Source organism: Microbacterium jepli (genome assembly GCF_047237905.1).
Lineage (GTDB): Bacteria > Actinomycetota > Actinomycetes > Actinomycetales > Microbacteriaceae > Microbacterium.
In genome coordinates this window covers 354,288-371,802 of record NZ_JBDFLW010000003.1, presented here as the reverse complement: position 1 = coordinate 371,802, position 17,515 = coordinate 354,288, and the positions used below count along the sequence as shown (strand labels likewise).

The 17,515-nt window shown below is 70.1% G+C and carries 20 protein-coding genes and 1 tRNA gene; 11 read left to right on the top strand and 10 right to left on the bottom strand.

Annotated features, from left to right (window positions below; genetic code table 11):
• Positions 1–15: 15 nt before the first annotated feature.
• Positions 16–1,338 (bottom strand): xylulokinase, encoded by a 1,323-nt coding sequence (locus tag ABC304_RS02425; RefSeq protein WP_412928722.1) that lies wholly within the window; start codon positions 1,336–1,338, stop codon positions 16–18.
• Between the two features lie 118 nt (positions 1,339–1,456).
• Positions 1,457–2,659, bottom strand: coding sequence for a xylose isomerase (gene xylA, locus ABC304_RS02420; protein ID WP_412928721.1), 1,203 nt, complete (start codon positions 2,657–2,659; stop codon positions 1,457–1,459).
• An 81-nt stretch (positions 2,660–2,740) separates the two neighbouring features.
• Between xylA and ABC304_RS02415 the strand changes: the two genes are divergently transcribed.
• From ABC304_RS02415 to ABC304_RS02405, 3 genes are all read left to right on the top strand, one after another.
• Positions 2,741–3,943 carry an ROK family protein gene (locus tag ABC304_RS02415; RefSeq protein WP_412928720.1) on the top strand — a complete coding sequence of 401 codons (1,203 nt, stop codon included), beginning with the start codon at positions 2,741–2,743 and terminating at the stop codon, positions 3,941–3,943.
• Positions 3,943–4,626: an NADPH-dependent F420 reductase gene (locus ABC304_RS02410; protein WP_412929048.1), complete on the top strand. Its 684-nt coding sequence runs from the start codon at positions 3,943–3,945 to the stop codon at positions 4,624–4,626. Before ABC304_RS02415 ends, ABC304_RS02410 begins: the two co-directional genes overlap by 1 nt.
• Positions 4,627–4,964: 338 nt before the next feature.
• Complete coding sequence (locus ABC304_RS02405; RefSeq protein WP_412928719.1) at positions 4,965–5,309, top strand: DUF7882 family protein; 345 nt, start codon at positions 4,965–4,967, stop codon at positions 5,307–5,309.
• Positions 5,310–5,326: 17 nt separating this feature from the next.
• On the opposite strand, the gene ABC304_RS02400 is transcribed toward ABC304_RS02405, so the two are convergent.
• The 3 genes from ABC304_RS02400 to ABC304_RS02390 are packed head-to-tail and all read right to left on the bottom strand — an operon-like array spanning position 5,327 to position 7,239.
• On the bottom strand, positions 5,327–5,644 hold the full coding sequence (locus ABC304_RS02400; protein WP_412928718.1) for a DUF7882 family protein: 318 nt from the start codon (positions 5,642–5,644) through the stop codon (positions 5,327–5,329).
• Positions 5,645–5,694: 50 nt separating this feature from the next.
• Complete coding sequence (locus ABC304_RS02395; RefSeq protein ID WP_412928717.1) at positions 5,695–6,261, bottom strand: GIY-YIG nuclease family protein; 567 nt, start codon at positions 6,259–6,261, stop codon at positions 5,695–5,697.
• A 12-nt stretch (positions 6,262–6,273) separates the two neighbouring features.
• A complete protein-coding gene (locus tag ABC304_RS02390) occupies positions 6,274–7,239 on the bottom strand; it encodes an LLM class F420-dependent oxidoreductase (protein ID WP_412928716.1) in 966 nt (321 codons plus the stop codon).
• A gap of 196 nt (positions 7,240–7,435) precedes the next feature.
• On the opposite strand from ABC304_RS02390, the gene ABC304_RS02385 reads away from it, so the two are divergent.
• The 3 genes from ABC304_RS02385 to ABC304_RS02375 all read left to right on the top strand — a co-directional run bounded on the left by ABC304_RS02385 (position 7,436) and on the right by ABC304_RS02375 (position 10,519).
• The gene (locus ABC304_RS02385) at positions 7,436–7,729 is read left to right on the top strand and encodes a hypothetical protein (RefSeq protein WP_412928715.1); all 294 of its coding nucleotides are present in this window, start codon (positions 7,436–7,438) and stop codon (positions 7,727–7,729) included.
• 65 nt (positions 7,730–7,794) lie between these two features.
• A complete protein-coding gene (locus tag ABC304_RS02380; RefSeq protein WP_412928714.1) occupies positions 7,795–9,438 on the top strand; it encodes an FAD-dependent oxidoreductase in 1,644 nt (547 codons plus the stop codon).
• Positions 9,439–9,568: 130 nt separating this feature from the next.
• Positions 9,569–10,519 carry a manganese catalase family protein gene (locus tag ABC304_RS02375; protein WP_412928713.1) on the top strand — a complete coding sequence of 317 codons (951 nt, stop codon included), beginning with the start codon at positions 9,569–9,571 and terminating at the stop codon, positions 10,517–10,519.
• A gap of 42 nt (positions 10,520–10,561) precedes the next feature.
• Here ABC304_RS02375 and ABC304_RS02370 read toward each other — a convergent pair whose 3' ends face one another.
• Positions 10,562–10,894: a winged helix-turn-helix transcriptional regulator gene (locus ABC304_RS02370; protein WP_412928712.1), complete on the bottom strand. Its 333-nt coding sequence runs from the start codon at positions 10,892–10,894 to the stop codon at positions 10,562–10,564.
• Positions 10,895–10,967: 73 nt separating this feature from the next.
• On the opposite strand from ABC304_RS02370, the gene ABC304_RS02365 reads away from it, so the two are divergent.
• Positions 10,968–11,627 (top strand): FMN-dependent NADH-azoreductase, encoded by a 660-nt coding sequence (locus ABC304_RS02365; protein WP_412928710.1) that lies wholly within the window; start codon positions 10,968–10,970, stop codon positions 11,625–11,627.
• Positions 11,628–11,729: 102 nt separating this feature from the next.
• Positions 11,730–12,044: a DUF7882 family protein gene (locus ABC304_RS02360; protein WP_412928709.1), complete on the top strand. Its 315-nt coding sequence runs from the start codon at positions 11,730–11,732 to the stop codon at positions 12,042–12,044.
• 7 nt (positions 12,045–12,051) lie between these two features.
• Here ABC304_RS02360 and ABC304_RS02355 read toward each other — a convergent pair whose 3' ends face one another.
• Complete coding sequence (locus tag ABC304_RS02355) at positions 12,052–12,504, bottom strand: MarR family winged helix-turn-helix transcriptional regulator (RefSeq protein ID WP_412928708.1); 453 nt, start codon at positions 12,502–12,504, stop codon at positions 12,052–12,054.
• Positions 12,505–12,619: 115 nt separating this feature from the next.
• Between ABC304_RS02355 and ABC304_RS02350 the strand changes: the two genes are divergently transcribed.
• Complete coding sequence (locus ABC304_RS02350) at positions 12,620–14,617, top strand: bifunctional diguanylate cyclase/phosphodiesterase (protein ID WP_412928707.1); 1,998 nt, start codon at positions 12,620–12,622, stop codon at positions 14,615–14,617.
• A 5-nt stretch (positions 14,618–14,622) separates the two neighbouring features.
• Here the strand turns inward: ABC304_RS02350 and ABC304_RS02345 are convergent, their stop codons facing one another.
• The gene (locus ABC304_RS02345) at positions 14,623–14,949 is read right to left on the bottom strand and encodes an ArsR/SmtB family transcription factor (RefSeq protein ID WP_412928706.1); all 327 of its coding nucleotides are present in this window, start codon (positions 14,947–14,949) and stop codon (positions 14,623–14,625) included.
• Positions 14,950–15,138: 189 nt separating this feature from the next.
• Here ABC304_RS02345 and ABC304_RS02340 point away from each other — a divergent pair.
• Positions 15,139–15,228 (top strand) — tRNA-Ser (locus ABC304_RS02340).
• A gap of 133 nt (positions 15,229–15,361) precedes the next feature.
• Here the strand turns inward: ABC304_RS02340 and ABC304_RS02335 are convergent.
• Together ABC304_RS02335 and ABC304_RS02330 are read right to left on the bottom strand one after the other, a co-directional pair.
• Complete coding sequence (locus ABC304_RS02335; protein WP_412928705.1) at positions 15,362–15,724, bottom strand: hypothetical protein; 363 nt, start codon at positions 15,722–15,724, stop codon at positions 15,362–15,364.
• On the bottom strand, positions 15,721–16,551 hold the full coding sequence (locus tag ABC304_RS02330) for an N-acyl homoserine lactonase family protein (RefSeq protein WP_412928704.1): 831 nt from the start codon (positions 16,549–16,551) through the stop codon (positions 15,721–15,723). Before ABC304_RS02330 ends, ABC304_RS02335 begins: the two co-directional genes overlap by 4 nt.
• A 188-nt stretch (positions 16,552–16,739) precedes the next feature.
• On the opposite strand from ABC304_RS02330, the gene ABC304_RS02325 reads away from it, so the two are divergent.
• Positions 16,740–17,510 carry an SDR family NAD(P)-dependent oxidoreductase gene (locus ABC304_RS02325; RefSeq protein ID WP_412928703.1) on the top strand — a complete coding sequence of 257 codons (771 nt, stop codon included), beginning with the start codon at positions 16,740–16,742 and terminating at the stop codon, positions 17,508–17,510.
• The last annotated feature ends 5 nt before the right edge of the window (positions 17,511–17,515 follow it).

The following is a 17,515-nucleotide window of genomic DNA, read 5'->3' as shown; positions in this document are numbered from 1 at the left end:
GTCTGCGCCGCGTCGTCAGGCCGCCAGCACCCGGGCGGCCTGGCGTGCGGCGCCGAGGGCGACGTACTCGCCCGGCTCGGGCACCTCGACGGGGAGGCCCAGCACCTGCGGGGCGATCGTGCGCACGGCCTCCGACTGGGCACCACCGCCGACGAGCAGCGCCCGCTCGAGCGGCACGCCGAGTCCGCGGAGGGCCTCGAGTCCGGCGGACAGTCCGCTCAGCATCCCCTCGACGGCTGCCCGCGCGAGATTCTCGCGCGTGGTCGAGGCCAGGGTCATGCCGGTCAGCGATGCCGTCGCGTCGGGCAGGTTCGGCGTGCGCTCGCCCTCGAAGTACGGGACGAGCTCGAGCCCCGCAGCTCCCGGCGCGGCGGCCAGCGCCAGACGGCTGAGCTCGGCGTGGTCGACCGAGAGCAGCCGTCCGATGGCGTCGAGCACCCGCGCCGCGTTCAGTGTCGCGACCAGCGGCAGGAAGCGCCCGCTCGCGTCGGCGAACCCGGCCACCGTGCCGGTCGGGTCGATGGTCCGCTCCTCGCTCACGGCGAAGACGGTGCCGCTCGTGCCGATGGAGACCACCACATCGCCGGGCCCGGCCTGAAGACCCAGCGCCGCACCCGCGTTGTCGCCGGCACCCGGTCCGACGCGCCGGCCCGCGGCATCCTCCACCCACTCCTCCGGGCCGAGCACACGCGGAAGGATTGCGTCGTGCCCCAGCGCGGCGACGAGCAGGTCGCGGTCGTAGCCGCCGGAGCGGGGGTCCCAGTAACCGGTGCCCGAGGCATCCGATCGATCGGTGACGAGCTCCTCGAGCACGGGTCCGCGCTCCGACTCGCCCTCCGGACCGAATCCGCGCAGGCGCCAGGTCAGCCAGTCGTGCGGCAGCGCGACGGCGGCGACCCGAGCCGCGTTCTCGGGCTCCGCATCGCGCAGCCAGCGCAGCTTCGTGATGGTGAAGGATGCCACGGGCACGAGCCCCGTGCGCTCGGCGAGCTCGTCGGCGCCGAACTCCTCACGCAGCGTCGCGGCGGCTCCGGCCGAGCGGGTGTCGTTCCACAGCAGGGCGTCGCGGATCACGCGCCCCTCGGCGTCGAGCACGACCATGCCGTGCTGCTGCCCGCCGATCGACCACGCCGCGACGTCGGCGAGACCGCCGGCCTCGGCGATCGCCTCCTGGAGCGCCGTCCACCAGGCGGCCGGATCGACCGCCGTGCCCTCCGGATGCCGCGCCCGCCCCTGACGGACGACCGCGCCGATCGCGGCCTCCGTCCCGGGAGCCGTCTCGGCGATCACGACCTTGCACGACTGCGTCGACGTGTCGACACCCATCACCAGCGCCATGGCGCACTCCTTCTTCGGTGCCACACCGACCCGCGAGACTGCACCCGGAGGGCGAGACCCAGGGGAATCCCCTCAGTCTCGCCGCTCCGCTGCAGTCTCGCGGACGTCGGCGAACAGATCAGCCCCGGGCGCCCATGAGGTGCTCGGTGGCCAGCTGCTGCAGACGGACGAAGCCGAAGCCCTTGGCGCCGAAGTACGTCGACGGGTCGAAGTCCTCGTACGCGGAGCGGTCGGCGAGGAAGTCGTCGTAGGTCTCGCCCTCGTTCAGGGTGGGCTGCGACAGCTCGTCGACGCGGGCGGCGGCGAGCGCCTCCTGCACCTCGGGGTCGGCGCGGAACGCGGCGGCGCGCTCCTTCAGCAGCAGGTACATGCTCATGTTGGCCGCGGCGGAGTCCCACACGCCCTGCTCGTCCTCGGTGCGCGAGGGCTTGTAGTCGAAGTGACGCGGGCCGTCGTACGTCGGTCCGCCGCCGGGGGCGCCGTTCTCGAGCAGGTCGACCAGCGCGAACGCGTTGTGCAGGTCGCCGTGACCGAAGACGAGGTCCTGGTCGTATTTGATGCCGCGCTGGCCGTTGAGGTCGAGGTGGTAGAGCTTGCCGTGGTACAGCGCCTGCGCGATGCCGGCGGCGTAGTTGAGACCCGCCATCTGCTCGTGGCCGACCTCGGGGTTGAGGCCGACGAGCTCGGGACGCTCGAGCGAATCGATGAAGGCGATCGCGTGTCCGAGCGTGGGCAGCAGGATGTCGCCGCGGGGCTCGTTCGGCTTCGGCTCGATCGCGAAGCGCATGTCGTAGCCCTTGTCGGTGACGTAGTCGCCGAGCAGGTTGACGGCCTCGCGGTAGCGCTCCAGGGCCTGACGGATGTCCTTGGCCGAGTCGTACTCGGCGCCCTCGCGGCCGCCCCACATCACGAAGGTCTTCGCGCCCAGCTCCGCGCCGAGGTCGAGCTGGCGGAAGACCTTGCGCAGCGCGAAGCGACGCACCTGACGGTCGTTGGAGGTGAAGCCGCCGTCCTTGAAGACCGGCGCGGAGAAGAGGTTGGTGGTGACCATCGGCACGATGAGGCCGGTGGACTCGAGGGCGCCCTTGAGGCGGTCGATCTGCGTCTGGCGCTCCGCGTCGGTCGACTCGAAGGCGAACAGATCATCGTCGTGGAACGTGAGGCCGTAGGCGCCAAGCTCGGAGAGCTTCTCGACCGCGTGGACGACGTCCAATGCGGGGCGGGTCGGGCCACCGAACGGGTCGGCGCCGTTGTAGCCGACCGTCCACAGGCCGAATGAGAACCTGTCTTCGCGGGTGGGGGTGGGACCGGTGTAAGGCATAGTGGCTCCTTCGCGACATAATTGTTGCCTCTCACAACCTATACCACGCAGGATGCCGCGTCCATCTCCTACAGTGAACCCATGAGCGACGCGTCCCCGGGCATCCCGAGCGTGCGCCAGGGCAACCTCGCGCGCATCCTCCGGCTCGTGCATCAGGCGGGCCCCCTCTCCCGGGCCGCCCTCACCGAGACCACCGGATTGAACCGCTCGACCATCGCCGACCTGGTCGGAGAGCTCACCCGTCTCGCGCTCGTGCGTGAGCACGCCCCCGACCCGTCCCGCCGCGTCGGCCGCCCGTCACCCCTCGTCGCCGGCGACCCCGACGTCGTCGCGATCGCGGCGCACCCGGAGGTGGACGCCCTGACGCTCGCCGCGGTCGGCCTGGATCGCGGCATCCCCGTCCGCGAGCGCATCGAGCTCGATCACCTCCTCACGCCGGCGGAGACCGCGGAGCTCGTCGCCGAGCGGGTGGCGGTCTGGAAGACGGCCGCGCTCGCGGGTGCGCGCATCGCTGGCATCGGCATCGCCGTGCCCGGACTCGTGCGCAGCGCCGACGGCATCGTCCGCAGCGCCCCGCACCTCGAGTGGACGGATGCCCCGCTCCGCACGCTCGTCGAAGAGGTCACCGGCCTTCCAGTCACCGTGGGGAACGACGCCAACCTCGGCGCGATCGCCGAGCACCTGTACGGGGCCGGCCGCGGAGCGTGGGACATCGTCTACCTGAACGGCGGCGCGAGCGGCATCGGCGGCGGGCTGATCGTCGGCGGGACCGCCGTCGGCGGTGCGGGTGGCTACGCGGGCGAGTTCGGCCAGAACCGCCCGGGCATCGCCGCCGATTCCGATCGCCGGGCCGACCACGGCGTGCTCGAGGACGAGGTGAGCCGGGCGCGGCTGCTCGAGGCGGTCGGCCTCTCCAACGCCGACGAGCCGACCCTCGCCGACGCCCTCGCGGCATCGTCCGAGGCGTGGGTGCTCGACGAGGTCGGCCGTCAGCGTCGCATCCTCGCCACGGCGCTGGCCAATGCCGTCAACGTGCTCAACCCCGGCGTGGTGATCCTCGGCGGGTTCCTCGCGACGATCGCCCAGCTGGACGGGCCGGCACTCGAGGCCGACGTGCGCGCTCAGGCGATGGCCGCGAACGCCGAGACGCTCGACATCCGCACGGCGCTCCTCGCAGAGGACCGCCTGCTCATCGGAGCCGCGGAGGCGGCGTTCGCCGAGCTGATCGCCGACCCGCTCAACCGCGTGCCCGCCGCCTCTGCAACCCGGGAGATCGCTATGTGATCGAGAGGCGGGGGAATTCCCTCGCCCGGCGGGCGCTTGCACGCCGCATGACCACAATCGGAATCATCGGAGCAGGAAACATCGGCTCGGCACTCGCGCGGGGCTTCGTCCAGCACGGGTACGACGTCGTCATCAGCAACTCGCGCGGGCCGGAGACGCTCGCGGATCTGGTGGCCGACATCGGCGACGGCGTGCGGGCCGGTACGGCGCAGGATGCTGCGGCCGCCGCCGACATCGTCGTGGTGACCGTGCCGCTCAAGGCGATCGAGGACATCCCCGTCGAGCCCCTCGCGGGCAAGATCGTGCTCGATACCAACAACTACTACTGGGAGCGCGACGGACGCATCGCCGAGCTCGACGAGAACCGCACCACGACCTCGCAGATGCTGCAGGAGCACCTCCCGCAGTCGCGCGTCGCCAAGGCGTTCAACCACATCATGGCCGCCGACATCCTCACCGACGGCGCCACGGCCGGCAGCGACGACCGTCGCGCGCTCGCCACGTCGAGCGACTTCGACAACGCCGTGGAGCTCGTGACCCGCATCTACGACGAGTTCGGCTTCGACACCGTCAACGTCGGCCCCCTGGCCGACAGCTGGCGTGTGGAGCGCGACCGCCCCGCGTACGTCGTCCGTCAGAATGCGGACGAGTTGCGAGCGAACCTGGCGCGCGCCGAGCGCTGACCCGCGCCGCGCAGCGCGGCGCAACCGGATCAGGAGTCGGCCGGTCCGCCCTCGGCGGGCCGGCCGCTTCGCGTCCGCTGGGGACTCCGCGTCCGTTGGGGGCGTGGCAGAAGCTCGCCGGCGACGATGTCGATGCCGGGGACTTCCGCGGCGACCGCGGACGCCGTGGCCGCGGCATCCGTCGGGGCTTGTTCGGCGTGTGGATCCTGCGAGCTCACCACAGCGCTCCCTCCTTGGGTCTCGGCTGACCACTCTGCCGCCCGCGCGTCGCGCGGTCAGCCCCTTGACACGGGCGGGCGAAGGGTGACGCCGCAGGCGACGCGCTATACAGTCGTTGCGTGGGCACCATCTACTACGGCGGATCGGCGACGCCGATCCATATCGAAGACCGAGCGCTGGCGCACCTCAAGGTCGTCATCGCCACCAAGCTGCGCCGCGGCGAGAGCTTCACCGTGTCGTGGCGCCACCCCGACGATCAGCCGCGCGGACGCAGCTCGATCTGGCTGCACGAGTCGATTCCGCTGCGGTTCGTCTTCGACGACCCGGAACCGACGCTGCTGAGCCGCGAGTGGATCGAGGAGCTCTCGAACTCAGCGAACTCCTCAGGCGGGATCATGCTGGTCGCGGAGCACTTCGACAGCGCGGGAGCGCCCGCGGCGGACGGCGAACTCGCCCAGAACTGAGCGCGGCGCCGGGGAGGCTACTCCTCCGGCGCGGGGCGGTCCTCATCGGGCTCGGCGGTGACCGAGAGTCCGCTGGGTCCGCTCGCCACCTGCATGAGGTCTTCGATCCACAGGCGGTTGATGCGCGGCGGGCGGCTGCCGAAGAAGTGGAACTGCATCGGCACGGCCGGGTGCACCCAGAAGCTGCGGCGTCCGGTGCCGTCTCCGGGCTCTACGTCGAACATGAACGACTCGGATCGCCGCAGCTTGTTCATGATGACGATCCGCAGGTGTGCGAGCGTACGGTCATCGATGTCGACGGAATTCGACATCGTGTCGTAGATGAAGCGACCCATGAGGGCGAGCCTAATCCACCGGAGTCCGGCTCACCCGCGGGTGCCCGCACTCACCCCTGCGCGGCGAGCGCCTCGCTCCGCCAGCGCAGCAGGAGGTCCCAGGGATCGACGACGCCGGCGCCGAGTGTCGCGATGTGCTCCCGGATCGCGTCCGACAGCACGAACCACTCCGTCCGCGCGAACCTGTCGGCGGCGAACTGCTCGTGGCGCGCGCGCTCGCTTCGGCGGTCTCCCCGCTCGAATGCCAGCACCTCGTCGTGCATGATCGCCGCGAACCGCTGGCGCGGGTCGGCCGTCGTGCCGATCTTCACGCGGTCGGCATAGCGGAGGTAGTACACGACGTCGACGCGCGGGCGCGGGAGATCGCCGTCGGGGACGTCGCCGTAGCGCCACTCGCACACGGCGCAGAGCCAGCCCGACGGCCACCGCACCCCGAGCCGCGACGCGCAGACGCCGCAGGGCGACGGCAGCAGGTCGGTGACCCCCTCCGCACGCCTCGACCAGTCGGCCGCGGCGGCCAGATGCCGCTCGCACAGGGCGAGCGGAGCATCCGGATCCACCGCGCCCCCGCAGTCGGCGCCGACGGCGAGGCAGAGCTCCGCCGCGTCACCGACCACGGGACGACCTCGTCACAGCGCGCGGAGCCTCTCGAGCAGGGGACCCGCGGCCTCCTCCAGGAAGCGGTCCTGACCCTCGTCGCCCACCTGCACGACGGCCACGTCGGTGAAGCCGGCGTCGACGTAGGCCTTGACGGCCTCCGCGATCTTGTCGAGGTCGGGGCCGCAGGGGATCGCCTCGGCGACGTCCTCGGGACGCACGAACTGGCTGGCGGCGGCGAAGCCGGCCGGGGTGGGGAGATCGGCGTTCACGGCCCATCCGCCGCCGAACCACCGGAACTGGTCGTGGGCACGGGCGATCGCGGTGTCCTCGTCGGGGTCCCAGCTGATCGGGATCTGCCCGATCTTGCGCGAGTCGGCGCCGTGGTGCTCGTTCCAGCCGGAGACGAGGTCGGCGTCGGGCTCGACGGCGATCGCGTGGTCGCTGAGCGGCCCGAACCGGGCGATCGACTTCTCGCCGGAGATCGCCACGGCGATGGGGACGCCGCCCTCGGGGAGATCCCAGATGCGGGCGGAGTCGACGCGGAAGTACTCGCCGTCGTAGGTGACGAGGTCGCCGGTGTGCAGCGCGCGGATGATCTCGATCGCCTCCTCCAGCATGTTCTGCCGGGCGTCCACCGACGGCCAGCCCTCTCCCACCACGTGCTCGTTCAGGTTCTCGCCCGAGCCGAGTCCCAGTGTGAACCGACCGTCCGACAGCAGCTGCAGCGTCGCGGCCTTCTGGGCGACGACGGCCGGGTGGTAGCGCAGCGTGGGGCACGTGACGTACGTCATGAGCTCGACCGAGTCGGTCGCCTGCGCGACGGCGCCGAGCATCGCCCAGGCGTACGAGGCGTGACCCTGGCTCGTGAGCCACGGTGTGTAGTGGTCGCTGGAGACCTCGAAGTCGAACCCGACCTTCTCGGCCGCGATCGCGTACCGCACGAGGTCCTTCGGTCCGCTCTGCTCGGTCATCAAGGTGTAGCCGAAGCGTGTCATGGTGTGTCCTCCCGACGCGGCGGGGTGCCGCTGGGCCCATCCTGCGACGCGCGGTCCTCCGAGCCAGCCGCTTGACGCTCGACGCTCCCTGTGGCACGGCGCCGCCCACACCGCTCCCGCACTGTCAAGGGTGTTCGTGATCCGGCCGGTGCGGCGCACGGTGGAGACGGGCTCACCGGCCCTGAGGGAGGCTTGAATGAGCGACGACGCTTCTGAGCCGTTCTCCCTACGCCGCATCTCGGACGGGGAGTGGTTCATCGTGGACACGCGCTACCCGCCCGCCGACCCGCGTGCCGTCATCGCCCGCATCGAACGGCAGGACGAAGCATCCGTCCGTCTGGTCTGGACCGGATCGGTCGCGCTGTCCACCGAGTACATCGACGCCGAGACGGCCCTGGAAGACCTTCGCGACCGCACGCGTCGCCGCGCACGGTCGACCCGGCCCATCCCGATCCCCTCCTTCGCTCCCCCGGCGCGTCACCGGTCCTGATCGCCCTCAGAGAACGGGGCGTCCGATCCGCCCGCTCGGCGTCGCACGTCACTACCCTCTGGAGGGTGAAGGATGCTGCGCACCTCGATCCCCTCCAGAACCCCGCCCTCACTGATGCCCAATGGGAACGCCTCCTCGCCTTCGGTGCGCCCGAAGACGTGGCGTCCGGTGACTACGTCTTCCGCTCCGGCGATGCCGACTACGACCTGATCCTCGTCGAGGACGCCGAGGTCGAGGTCGTCCGCGACTCGCTGTGGTGGATCGAGGAAGCCGTGCTGGCCACGATGGGCCCCCGCACGTTCGTAGGCGAGCTCGGGCTGCTCAACGGGCAGGGGGCGTTCCTGTCGGCCCGCGTGACGCGGGCCGGACGCATCCGGCGCGTGTCGCGGCCGCAGCTGCGGCGGTTGATGGCCGAGGACGACGAGCTCTGCGACCTCGTCCTGCACGCGCTGTGGGCTCGGCGCGAGGCGCTGCGCACCGGCCCGGCCGCCCTGACGCTCAAGTTCGTCGGCGCCGCGAACTCCGGCGACTTCCTCTCGCTGCGGCGCTTCGCGGAGCGGCTCGACCTCGTGCACACCGCCGTCGAGCTCGACGCCGAGGGCGCCGCCCAGTACTCGAAGACGCACGAGTTCGATCCGTCCGACCTGCCCATCGCCTTCGTGCAGGGCGAGGCGATGCCTCATGCGACGCCCGGGCTCGTGGCCGAGCGCCTCGGCCTGAGCTATCAGGCGCACGCCGACGAGGTGGTCGACCTCGTGGTCGTGGGCGGCGGCCCCGCGGGGCTCGCGGCCGCCATCTACGGCGCGTCCGAGGGACTCAGCACCGTGCTGCTCGACGCGGTCGCGCCGGGCGGCCAGGCCGCCGCGACCTCGCGCATCGAGAACTTCCTCGGCTTCCCCTTCGGCGTCAGCGGCGGCGACCTCATCGGCCAGGCGTCGCTGCAGGCGCTCAAGTTCGGCGTGCGCGTCTACGCACCGTGCGAGGCGGTGCGGCTGGAGCCCACCGACAGCGGCCTCGACGTGACGCTGACCGACGGCCGCGTCATCCACGCGCGCTCGGCGATCGTGACCTCGGGGGCCGCCTACCGCACGCTGCCGCTCGACCGGTGGTCGCACTTCGAGGGCGCCGGCATCTTCTACGCCGCCACGCAGCTCGAGCTGCGGCAGGTCGTGGAGTCGCCCGTCGTCGTGGTCGGCGGGGCGAACTCGGCCGGCCAAGCGGCGCTCTACCTGGCGGCGAACGGCTGTCCGGTGCGACTCGTCGCCCGCGGCGACGACCTCTCTGCACGGATGTCGTCGTACCTCGTCGACCGACTCGTCGAGGATCCCCGCATCGAGGTGCACACCGGCTCGCAGGTGACGGCGCTGGAGGGCAGCAACGCGCTCGAGGGCGTGCGCATCGACTCGGTCGGAGACGTCGACGCGCGCGGACTCTTCTGCTTCATCGGCGCCGTGCCCGCCACGGGATGGCTCTCCGACCTCGACCGCGACGCCGACGGGTTCCTGCGCACCGGCACCGACATCGCGGCGCAGTCACTCGAGCAGTGGCAGCGCCTCGGGCGCGAGCCGCTGCCGTTCGAGACCTCGCTGCCGCGGGTGTTCGCCGCGGGAGACGTGCGGCGCGGCTCGATGAAGCGCGTGGCCGCCGCCGTCGGCGAGGGCTCCAGCGCTGTCGCCTCGGTGCACCGCGCCCTGGCCCTCGCCGTCTGAGGCGACCGGCGCGGCCGCCGGCCCTCGCCGGGCGCGCGCGACCCTAGCCGCATGACCGCGCCCGTGCCAGGGCCGCGGCGAGACGCGCCTCACGTCCGCATGGTGGGATTCCCGACCTCGAGGAGACACCATGTACTTCCACCTTCAGCGCCTCATCAATCCGATCGAACAGGACGAGCCCGATCCCGCCGCCGCCAACGCGCTGCAGGAGGGCCTCGGCGGACAGTTCGGCGAGATGCGCACGATGATGCAGTACCTGTTCCAGAGCATCAACTTCCGCGGTCCGCAGGGTAAGCCCTACAAGGACCTCATCCAGGGCATCGGCACAGAGGAGATCGGCCACGTCGAGCTCATCGGCACGACGATCGCCCGCCTGCTCGACGGCTCGCCCGCTTACCAGGGCAAGCCCACCGATCCGATCGACCAGCCCGGCGCCGGCGGCGCGACGCCGCTGAATATCGCGCTCGACCACAGCAACATCCATCACTACCTCGTGGGCGCGCAGGGTGCGCTGCCGGTCGACGCCGCCGGCAACCCGTGGAGCGGCAGCTACGTCTACAACTCCGGCAACCTCGTGCTCGACCTGCTCTACAACCTCATGCTGGAATCCACCGGGCGACTGCAGAAGTGCCGTCTGTACGAGATGACCGACAACAAGACCGCACGCTCGACCATCGCCTATCTGATCGTCCGCGACCAGGCGCACGAGAACGCCTACGCCAAGGCGCTCGAGACGCTGGGCGTCAACTGGCGGGGCACGCTGCCCATCCCGAAGACCAATGCGGAGCAGTTCCCCGAGGTGAAGCGCCTCGTCGACCTCGGCCTGCAGAGCAAGCAGTACTCGTTCGACCTCGACGACCAGTCCGAGGCCGGTCGCATCTTCCAGGGCATGTCGCCCTCCGGCGACGGCACCGAGCTCGACGCGAGCGAGCAGGCCCCCGAGGGCGCCCCGCTGGAGATCGCCCCCGAGCGCCGCGAGGAGTTCTCGCCGGGCGCCGACGAGGAGCTCATGGCCCTCATCCAGGCGACCGCCGAGATGGAGATGGCCGACATCGACGCCACCTTCGGTCGTATGAGCTGACAGAGCGGATGCCGCGGCCCCGGGCCGCGGCATCCGTCGTCTTCACGCCTTCGTGAGGTTGGCCGAAGCCCACGTGCCCAGCTGCTGGAGCAGCGGCACGAGGTCGCGCCCGCTCTGCGTGAGGGCGTAGGCGACGGCCACCGGAGGCCCGGAGTCGACGGTCCGCGAGACCACCCCAGCCTCCGCGAGCTCGGCGACCCGGTCGGAGAGCATCGCATCGCTGATGCCGACGACTGCGCGCCGGAGCGCGACGAACGACAGCGGCCCGGGTCCGAGGGCGTCGATGATCATGCCGTTCCAGCGCTTGCCGAGCAGGGAGAACGCGAGCACGACGGCGGCATCGCACGCGTGCCCGGCACCGCCCTCGTCGACCATGCTTCGATCATACGGTGCTACTGTCTCTCTAGCCGCTTTGCTTTTCATAGCGACTATCGAAGATTGGAGCCTCATGTCCCTGTTCCGCCTGGATGCCAGCATCCTGCCTGCGACGTCCGCCAGCCGTTCCCTCGCCGACCTCGTCGAGGAGCAGTGGACGGCCGCCCATCCCGATGCCGGCGTCGTCCGTCGCGACCTCGCCGCCGATCCCGTGCCGTCGACGGCCTGGCAGAACGCGGTGACCGGCGGCTTCACTCCCGAAGCCGACCGCACCGACGATCAGCGCGCCGCTGCGGCGCTGGCGACCTCCTTCGCCGACGAGCTGATCGGCGCCGAGGCGCTGCTGTTCGCCGTCCCGCTGTACAACTACGGCGTCTCCCAGCACTTCAAGACGTGGTTCGACGTGGCCTACACCGACCCGCGAATCGACCCGCAGGGCACCGCCCTCCGCGGCAAGCCCGCGACGCTGGTCACGGTGCTCGGCGGCAACTACGCCCCCGGCAGCCCCAAGGAGGGGTGGGACCACTCCACCGGCTGGCTCCGCCGGGTGCTCGAGGACGTCTGGGGCCTCGACCTCCGCGTCGTGCAGCGACCGTTCACCCTCGTCGGCGTGAATCCCGCCCTCGACTCCTTCGCCGAGGTCGCCGCCGAGCTCAAGCAGGAGGCCGAGCAGGGAGCGCGCCGCTCGGGTCGCGAGCTCGCCGAGCTGCGGGGAACGGGCTCGGCCGCCTGACCGCAACGGGCTGCCCGGGCACGGGCCCCGGCAGCCCGCACGGCTTTAGCTAAGCCGGTTAGGCATGAATGGTTAACCGGAGCAGTGCGGTAAGTTGTGGCCGTGGGGCGATTGATTTACGGGAGCAGCAACCAGTCGTTCGATTTCGACGACCGGCTGCTTGCGCACCTGCGCGTCGTGTTCATGAACAAGCTGCGCCGCCGCGAGTCGTTTCTGTTCAACACCCCGCCGACGGACGGTCTCGGCACGCGCGCCCTCTGGGTGGCGCCGGCGGTGCCGCTCGTCTTCCACTTCTACGGCGGCCGCACCCCCTCACTGAACGGGGCGTGGATCGACGCGCTCATGAAGGAAGCGGGGAGCGTGAACGGCCTCACCGTTCTCGACGAGCCCGCGCGACCCAACCCCCGTGGCGCCTAGCAGTCGCTCAGCGGCACTCGTCGTCGACGGCCTCGATGACCTGCTCGAGGAAGCGCGCGACGCCGTCCACCATCTCGGGCGACATGTCGGCGGCGAAGGCGCGCACGGCTGCGGTCAGCGGGTCGAGGTCGTCGACATCGGACGTGCGGTCGAAGGGCACGACGAGCTTGCTGCGACCGTCGCGCGGGTTGGACGCGAAGGCGATCATCCCGCCGGCATGAAGACGATCGAGGATGCCGCTCACGGCCGCCGTCGAGATCTCGAGGTGCTCGGCGATCGCCGTGGGAGTCACGTCCTCACCCGCGTCGGAGCGCTCGTAGACGTACCGCATCGCCATCCGCGCGTTCTCGCTCGGGCCGCATTGGGTCTGACGGCGCCGGGCGAGCCGCGCCTCCGCGAGTCGGAGACGCTCGATCCCCCGCGCCACCCGATCGTCGACAGTGGTCAGCTGTGAGGTCATCGTGATCGTCCCCAGTCCCGGGCCGGCGCACCCGCGCGACAACTCTAGTCATGCCGTCTCCTCGACCAGAGCGGGCCATGTGGAAGAATCGACACAGGACGGACGAGGGAGCCGATTGACCGATCAGCGGGTGCATCTGACCCTCAGCGACTCCGAGATCCGACGTCTCGAGGATTGCGCGCGCGAACCGATCCGCACGCCCGGCTCGATCCAGGCCCATGGCGCGCTCATCGCGGTGGAGCCGGCATCCCATCGCATCGTCGCCGTCAGTGAGAACTGCGCCGAGCTCCTCGGGATTCCGGGCCCGCTTCTCGGCCAGCCGCTGTCCGTCGCCGTCGATGCGGAGCTCGAGCAGACCCTTCAGGCGATGCTCGAAGATGCGCGCGCGGCCAACCCGATCACCTTCGAAACCGACGAAGGGCTGTTCGACGCGATCGTGCAGCCGGCAAGCGGCCTGATCCTCCTCGAGCTGGAGCCGCGGCTGCAGCTGCCCCTCCAGCAACTGGCGTCCGGGCTGTATGCGATCAGCCATCGCCTGGCCGCCATCGACGACGTCGATCGTCTTCTCAAGGAGACCGCGCGCGAGCTGCGCGCGCTGACGGGCTTCGACCGCGTGATGGTCTACCGCTTCCATCCCGACGACCATGGGGAAGTGGTCGCGGAGGAGCGCGCGGAAGACATGGAGCCCTTCGAGGGTCTCCACTTCCCGGCATCCGACATCCCGGCGCAGGCTCGGCAGCTCTACATCACGAAGCTCTCCCGCGCCATCGTCGGCACTTCGGGTGAGTCGTCGCCGATCATCACGGTCGGCGGCGAGTACGCGCCGTCCGCGCTCGACCTCAGCCCCGCGGAGCTTCGCTCCGTCTCACCCCACCACCTCGAGTTCATGCGCAACATGGGCCAGGAGTCGACGGTGTCGTTCTCGATGGTGACCGACGGGGTGCTCACGGGGATGATCACGTGCGCACATCGGACGCGCCGCCAGCTGCCGTTCATCCAGCGCCGTGGCATCGAGGTGCTCGCGAATCAGATCGCCCTGCAGGTGCGTGCGCTCGAGCAGGTGCGGCGGCTGAACCGCCAGGTGCAGCTGCGGCGCACGCGCGCCGAGCTCCTCGTGCAGATCGCCGCCAGCGACGACATCGCCGGCACCCTCGTGCGCGGCGAAGTGACCGTCCGCGACCTCATCTCGTGCGACGGCGTCGCCGTGCGCATCAACGGACGCACGCGCGTCCTCGGCGACACTCCGCCCACCGCCGAGCTGGAGGCGCTGCGCACCCGACTCGACGAATCGAGGGAGTACTCGTTCATCGCCAGCGATGCCCTCGGTCTCGACCGGCCGTACTTCGCCGAGGTGGCCCCCTCCGTCACCGGTGTGCTGATGGTGCCGGTGGGTGGCGCCGGCGATTACATCGCGTTCTTCCGCAACGAGGTGCTTCTCGACATCGAGTGGCTCGGCGACCAGACCAACGCGAACCGCCTCACCCCCCTCTCCCCCCGCATGTCCTTCTCCGCGTGGACCGACAGCGTCGCGGGCACCGCGCCGGCGTGGGGCGAGCTCGCCGCGGAGGCGATCGACCTCGCGCGCGACCTCGAGAGCGCACTCCTCCGACGCGTCGAGTCGGAGCTGGCCCACCTCGCCATGTACGACCCGCTCACCGGGCTGTCGAATCGGCGCGGGATGCTCGACCGCCTGGAGCTCGCGCTGCGCGACGATGCCCCGTCGTGGATCCTGACCGTGCTCTTCGTCGACCTCGACGGCTTCAAGTCGGTCAACGACACCTTCGGGCACGACGTCGGCGACGCGCTCATCTCGCTCATCGGAGAGCGCATCGTGTCGGTGGTGCGCGCGCAGGACACCGTCGCCCGGCTGGGCGGCGACGAGTTCGTCATCGTCTGCCAGCACATGGACCGCGAGGCGGCGGAGCACGTGGCGGGCCGGATCATCGAGGCCATCGCCGAGCCGGCGACCATCGACGGATCTGTCGTGACGGTGACGGCATCCGTCGGCATCGCCGTGACCGATCGCCCGATCGAGGCCGCGGAGCTGCTCCGCCACGCGGACGAGGCGATGTACCGCGCGAAGGTGTCGGGCAAGAACCGCGTCTCGGCCTGAGGCTCTCAGCCCGGGATAGCACTCAGCGCGCGATCGTCGGCGACGTCGAAGAGCCACTCGTCGACGGCGTCCATCGCCTCCTCCGTGAGCGAGTGCGCCCAGCGGGTGCCCACCCGCACCTTTCGGACGATGCCGGCGTCGCGCAGCTGCTCCAGGTGGAACGAGGCCGAGAACCGCGAGATCTCGGCATCGTCGGCGATCTCGAGTACACCGGGAGCGGATGCTGCGGCTCGGCCCTGATCGCGGGCACGGGCCAGCAGCGTGACGATGCGCAGCCGCGTGGGGCTCGCCAGCGCGGCGAAGATGGCGGCGAGTCGGTCGAGATCGTGCATGGCCGTCCTCCTGGGGTCGCTCCGGGCCCGGCGTCGTCGCCGGGGGCCCTCTGCGCTCAGGCTATGGCGGCGGCCGTGTGCTTCCGCGCCGATCGCCCGGGTAAGAACCGGAGTTCTTGCCCCCCGCTCAAGAGATCGCCGCCCCGCCTCGATTGGCGGGCATGTCTGCTCTGGCGTAAGCTCGTCGGCGGTGACGTGTCCGAGCGGCCGAAGGTGCAACACTCGAAATGTTGTGTAGGTTCACCCCTACCGTGGGTTCAAATCCCACCGTCACCGCCATGTCAAATGCCCCGCGATCCCCTGTCTCGACAGGGATCGCGGGGCTTTTCATTCACCCGATCCGTCGTTCGCCGACAGTTTGCCCACATGTCCGGAGCGGGACTCACGAGTGATGTCTCAAGACTTCCGGCGCCTAAGCGCCGGCAGCACTGGATCCCCAGACATCTATCAAGGTGAACCACACTTCCAGCCTCACCGCTTCGAAGCGGCCGTCCCAGTCATGTAGTACTCGGTCGCGAAGGGTCGAGAATTTCGGCTGCAGGTGCCTGTCACTGGTTGCGAACGTGAGAACGACGTCCGGAGCTACACCGGCATCCACGGCTGACTGGTCGAACGTGAAGACAGTGCAACGGTTCATCTCCACGATGATGTCATCGCTCGGAATCTGCAAGATCTCTTCCGTCGCCGCTCGCAAGAGATTGCAGAGCGTGTCGCTTGCCTCCGCTGTCAGGGATTCCGCGGCAGAGTTCTTGGGCGAAACGGTGATGTAGGTCATCCCGCGGCGTCCGTGCTCGAGAAGGGTGCCAGGCCCCGAGGTGGCCACGACACCGGGCAATGCCCGGCGACGAGGTGGGCGCCTTCAGACTGCGCGAGAGAGGTGAGCCGGTCGTGCGACCTGCGCACGAGGGGCGCATCCTGCTCGCGGGCCCAGGTGCCGACGATCCGATCTAGATCGATGCCGGCCTGAAGGTCGATGGCGTCCATGGCGAAAAGCCAGGTGCGGTCTTTCTCCCGAACGCGGTAGGACATGTGGCCGGGAGTGTGGCCGGGTGTGAAGACGGCGTCGACGCCGGGAGCGATGGTCGCGTCGCCGTCGAGAACACGCCAGCGAATGGCCTCGTCGCTGTAATCGTCCCGGAGATAGGCGTCTTCCCGCCGCGCAACTTTCATGGCGAACTCCAGTTCGTCGCGCTGTATACAGACCTCGACCGCCGCGTTCACAAGGTGGCGCAGCCCTCCGGAATGGTCGAAGTGCAGGTGGGAGATCGCGGCGACAGCGATGTCGGAGGGTTTCAGCCCGTGGGCCGCGAGGGCGTCGAGCAACGGATCGCCGTCGGTGACGAACTCGGGCAAACCTGCGGGAGCGTAGAGATCCCGGTCGGGGTTGTCGCCGCGGAACCGTCGCGCGTCGGTCCCCGTGTCGAGCAGCACCCAGCCGATGGAAGTATCGACCAGGATGGCGCAGACCGGTTCACGCAGTATCCGATCGCTGCCGCCCTCCAGGGAGACCGACTCGGGAATCTGATCCCATGCCAGTGTCAGGCAGATGATCCCCCGCACGGGTTCGTCGTCTCCTGCGTGATCAGTCGCTTCTGTCCTCATGTGGGCTCCTCCGATACGGGCGCGTCTGCGAGAGCGCACGAGTTCGCGCGTCGACGGTTGTCAAGACACGTATCGACACTTCGTCAAGCACTGTGGTGGCGTGCTGACACATCCAGCATTGAACGAATGTACAACTTTTGGGAGCATGTTGTACGAACGTTCAATTTCTTTGGATCGGGGTTCACACCATGTCAAGACGAACAGCGGGGATCGCAATCGTGACCGGAGCGGGCAACGCTGAGGGCATCGGCCTCGCTTCCGCACTCCTCCTCGGGCGGGCCGGGATGAAAGTGGTCATCACCTCGACGACCGACCGCATCCAGCAGCGGGTCGACGAGCTCCGCCGAAAGGGCATCGACGCGCGCGGCGTGGCGGCTGACCTCACCCTCCAGGACGGGGTCGATGCCGTGCTCGCGACGGCGCACGAGGCGTTCGGCGTGCCCGACGTGCTCGTCAACAACGCCGGCATGACCTCCACATCCACCCCCGAAGACCCCGCCTCCATCGACGACATCTCCATCGAGCAGTGGCAGTCGGCCATCGACCGCAACCTCACCACGGCGCTGCGGATGACGCGCGCGGTCGTGCCGGGCATGCGCGCGGGCGGCTACGGCCGCATCGTCAACGTCGCCTCGCTGTCGGGCCCGGTGCAGGCCTACACGGGCGACGTCGCGTATCACGCCGCGAAGGCCGGGATGCTGGGGCTCACCCGTGCGACCGCCGTCGATACTGCTGCGGCGGGCATCACCGCCAATGCGGTCGCGCCGGGGTGGATCGCCACCTCGTCCTCGAGCGAGCACGAGATCGCGCTGGGGGCCGCGACCCCCGTCGGACGCTCCGGAACGCCCGGGGAGGTGGCCGCGGCCGTCGCCTTCCTCGCTAGCGAGGGCGCCTCCTACATCACCGGCCAGCTCCTCGTCGTGGATGGCGCCAACTCGATCAACGAGGAGCGAGCCTGACTCCG

Excerpts from the sequence above, each read along its gene's own strand:
- ABC304_RS02385 (WP_412928715.1), top strand. The coding sequence starts at position 7,436 with ATGAGCGACGACGCTTCTGAGCCGTTCTCCCTACGCCGCATCTCGGAC.
- ABC304_RS02425 (WP_412928722.1), bottom strand. The coding sequence starts at position 1,338 with ATGGCGCTGGTGATGGGTGTCGACACGTCGACGCAGTCGTGCAAGGTC.
- xylA (WP_412928721.1), bottom strand. The coding sequence starts at position 2,659 with ATGCCTTACACCGGTCCCACCCCCACCCGCGAAGACAGGTTCTCATTC.
- ABC304_RS02335 (WP_412928705.1), bottom strand. The coding sequence starts at position 15,724 with ATGACCTACATCACCGTTTCGCCCAAGAACTCTGCCGCGGAATCCCTG.
- ABC304_RS02365 (WP_412928710.1), top strand. The coding sequence starts at position 10,968 with ATGTCCCTGTTCCGCCTGGATGCCAGCATCCTGCCTGCGACGTCCGCC.
- ABC304_RS02375 (WP_412928713.1), top strand. The coding sequence starts at position 9,569 with ATGTACTTCCACCTTCAGCGCCTCATCAATCCGATCGAACAGGACGAG.
- ABC304_RS02415 (WP_412928720.1), top strand. The coding sequence starts at position 2,741 with ATGAGCGACGCGTCCCCGGGCATCCCGAGCGTGCGCCAGGGCAACCTC.
- ABC304_RS02400 (WP_412928718.1), bottom strand. The coding sequence starts at position 5,644 with ATGGGTCGCTTCATCTACGACACGATGTCGAATTCCGTCGACATCGAT.
- ABC304_RS02325 (WP_412928703.1), top strand. The coding sequence starts at position 16,740 with ATGTCAAGACGAACAGCGGGGATCGCAATCGTGACCGGAGCGGGCAAC.
- ABC304_RS02355 (WP_412928708.1), bottom strand. The coding sequence starts at position 12,504 with ATGACCTCACAGCTGACCACTGTCGACGATCGGGTGGCGCGGGGGATC.
- ABC304_RS02330 (WP_412928704.1), bottom strand. The coding sequence starts at position 16,551 with ATGAGGACAGAAGCGACTGATCACGCAGGAGACGACGAACCCGTGCGG.
- ABC304_RS02370 (WP_412928712.1), bottom strand. The coding sequence starts at position 10,894 with ATGGTCGACGAGGGCGGTGCCGGGCACGCGTGCGATGCCGCCGTCGTG.
- ABC304_RS02345 (WP_412928706.1), bottom strand. The coding sequence starts at position 14,949 with ATGCACGATCTCGACCGACTCGCCGCCATCTTCGCCGCGCTGGCGAGC.
- ABC304_RS02390 (WP_412928716.1), bottom strand. The coding sequence starts at position 7,239 with ATGACACGCTTCGGCTACACCTTGATGACCGAGCAGAGCGGACCGAAG.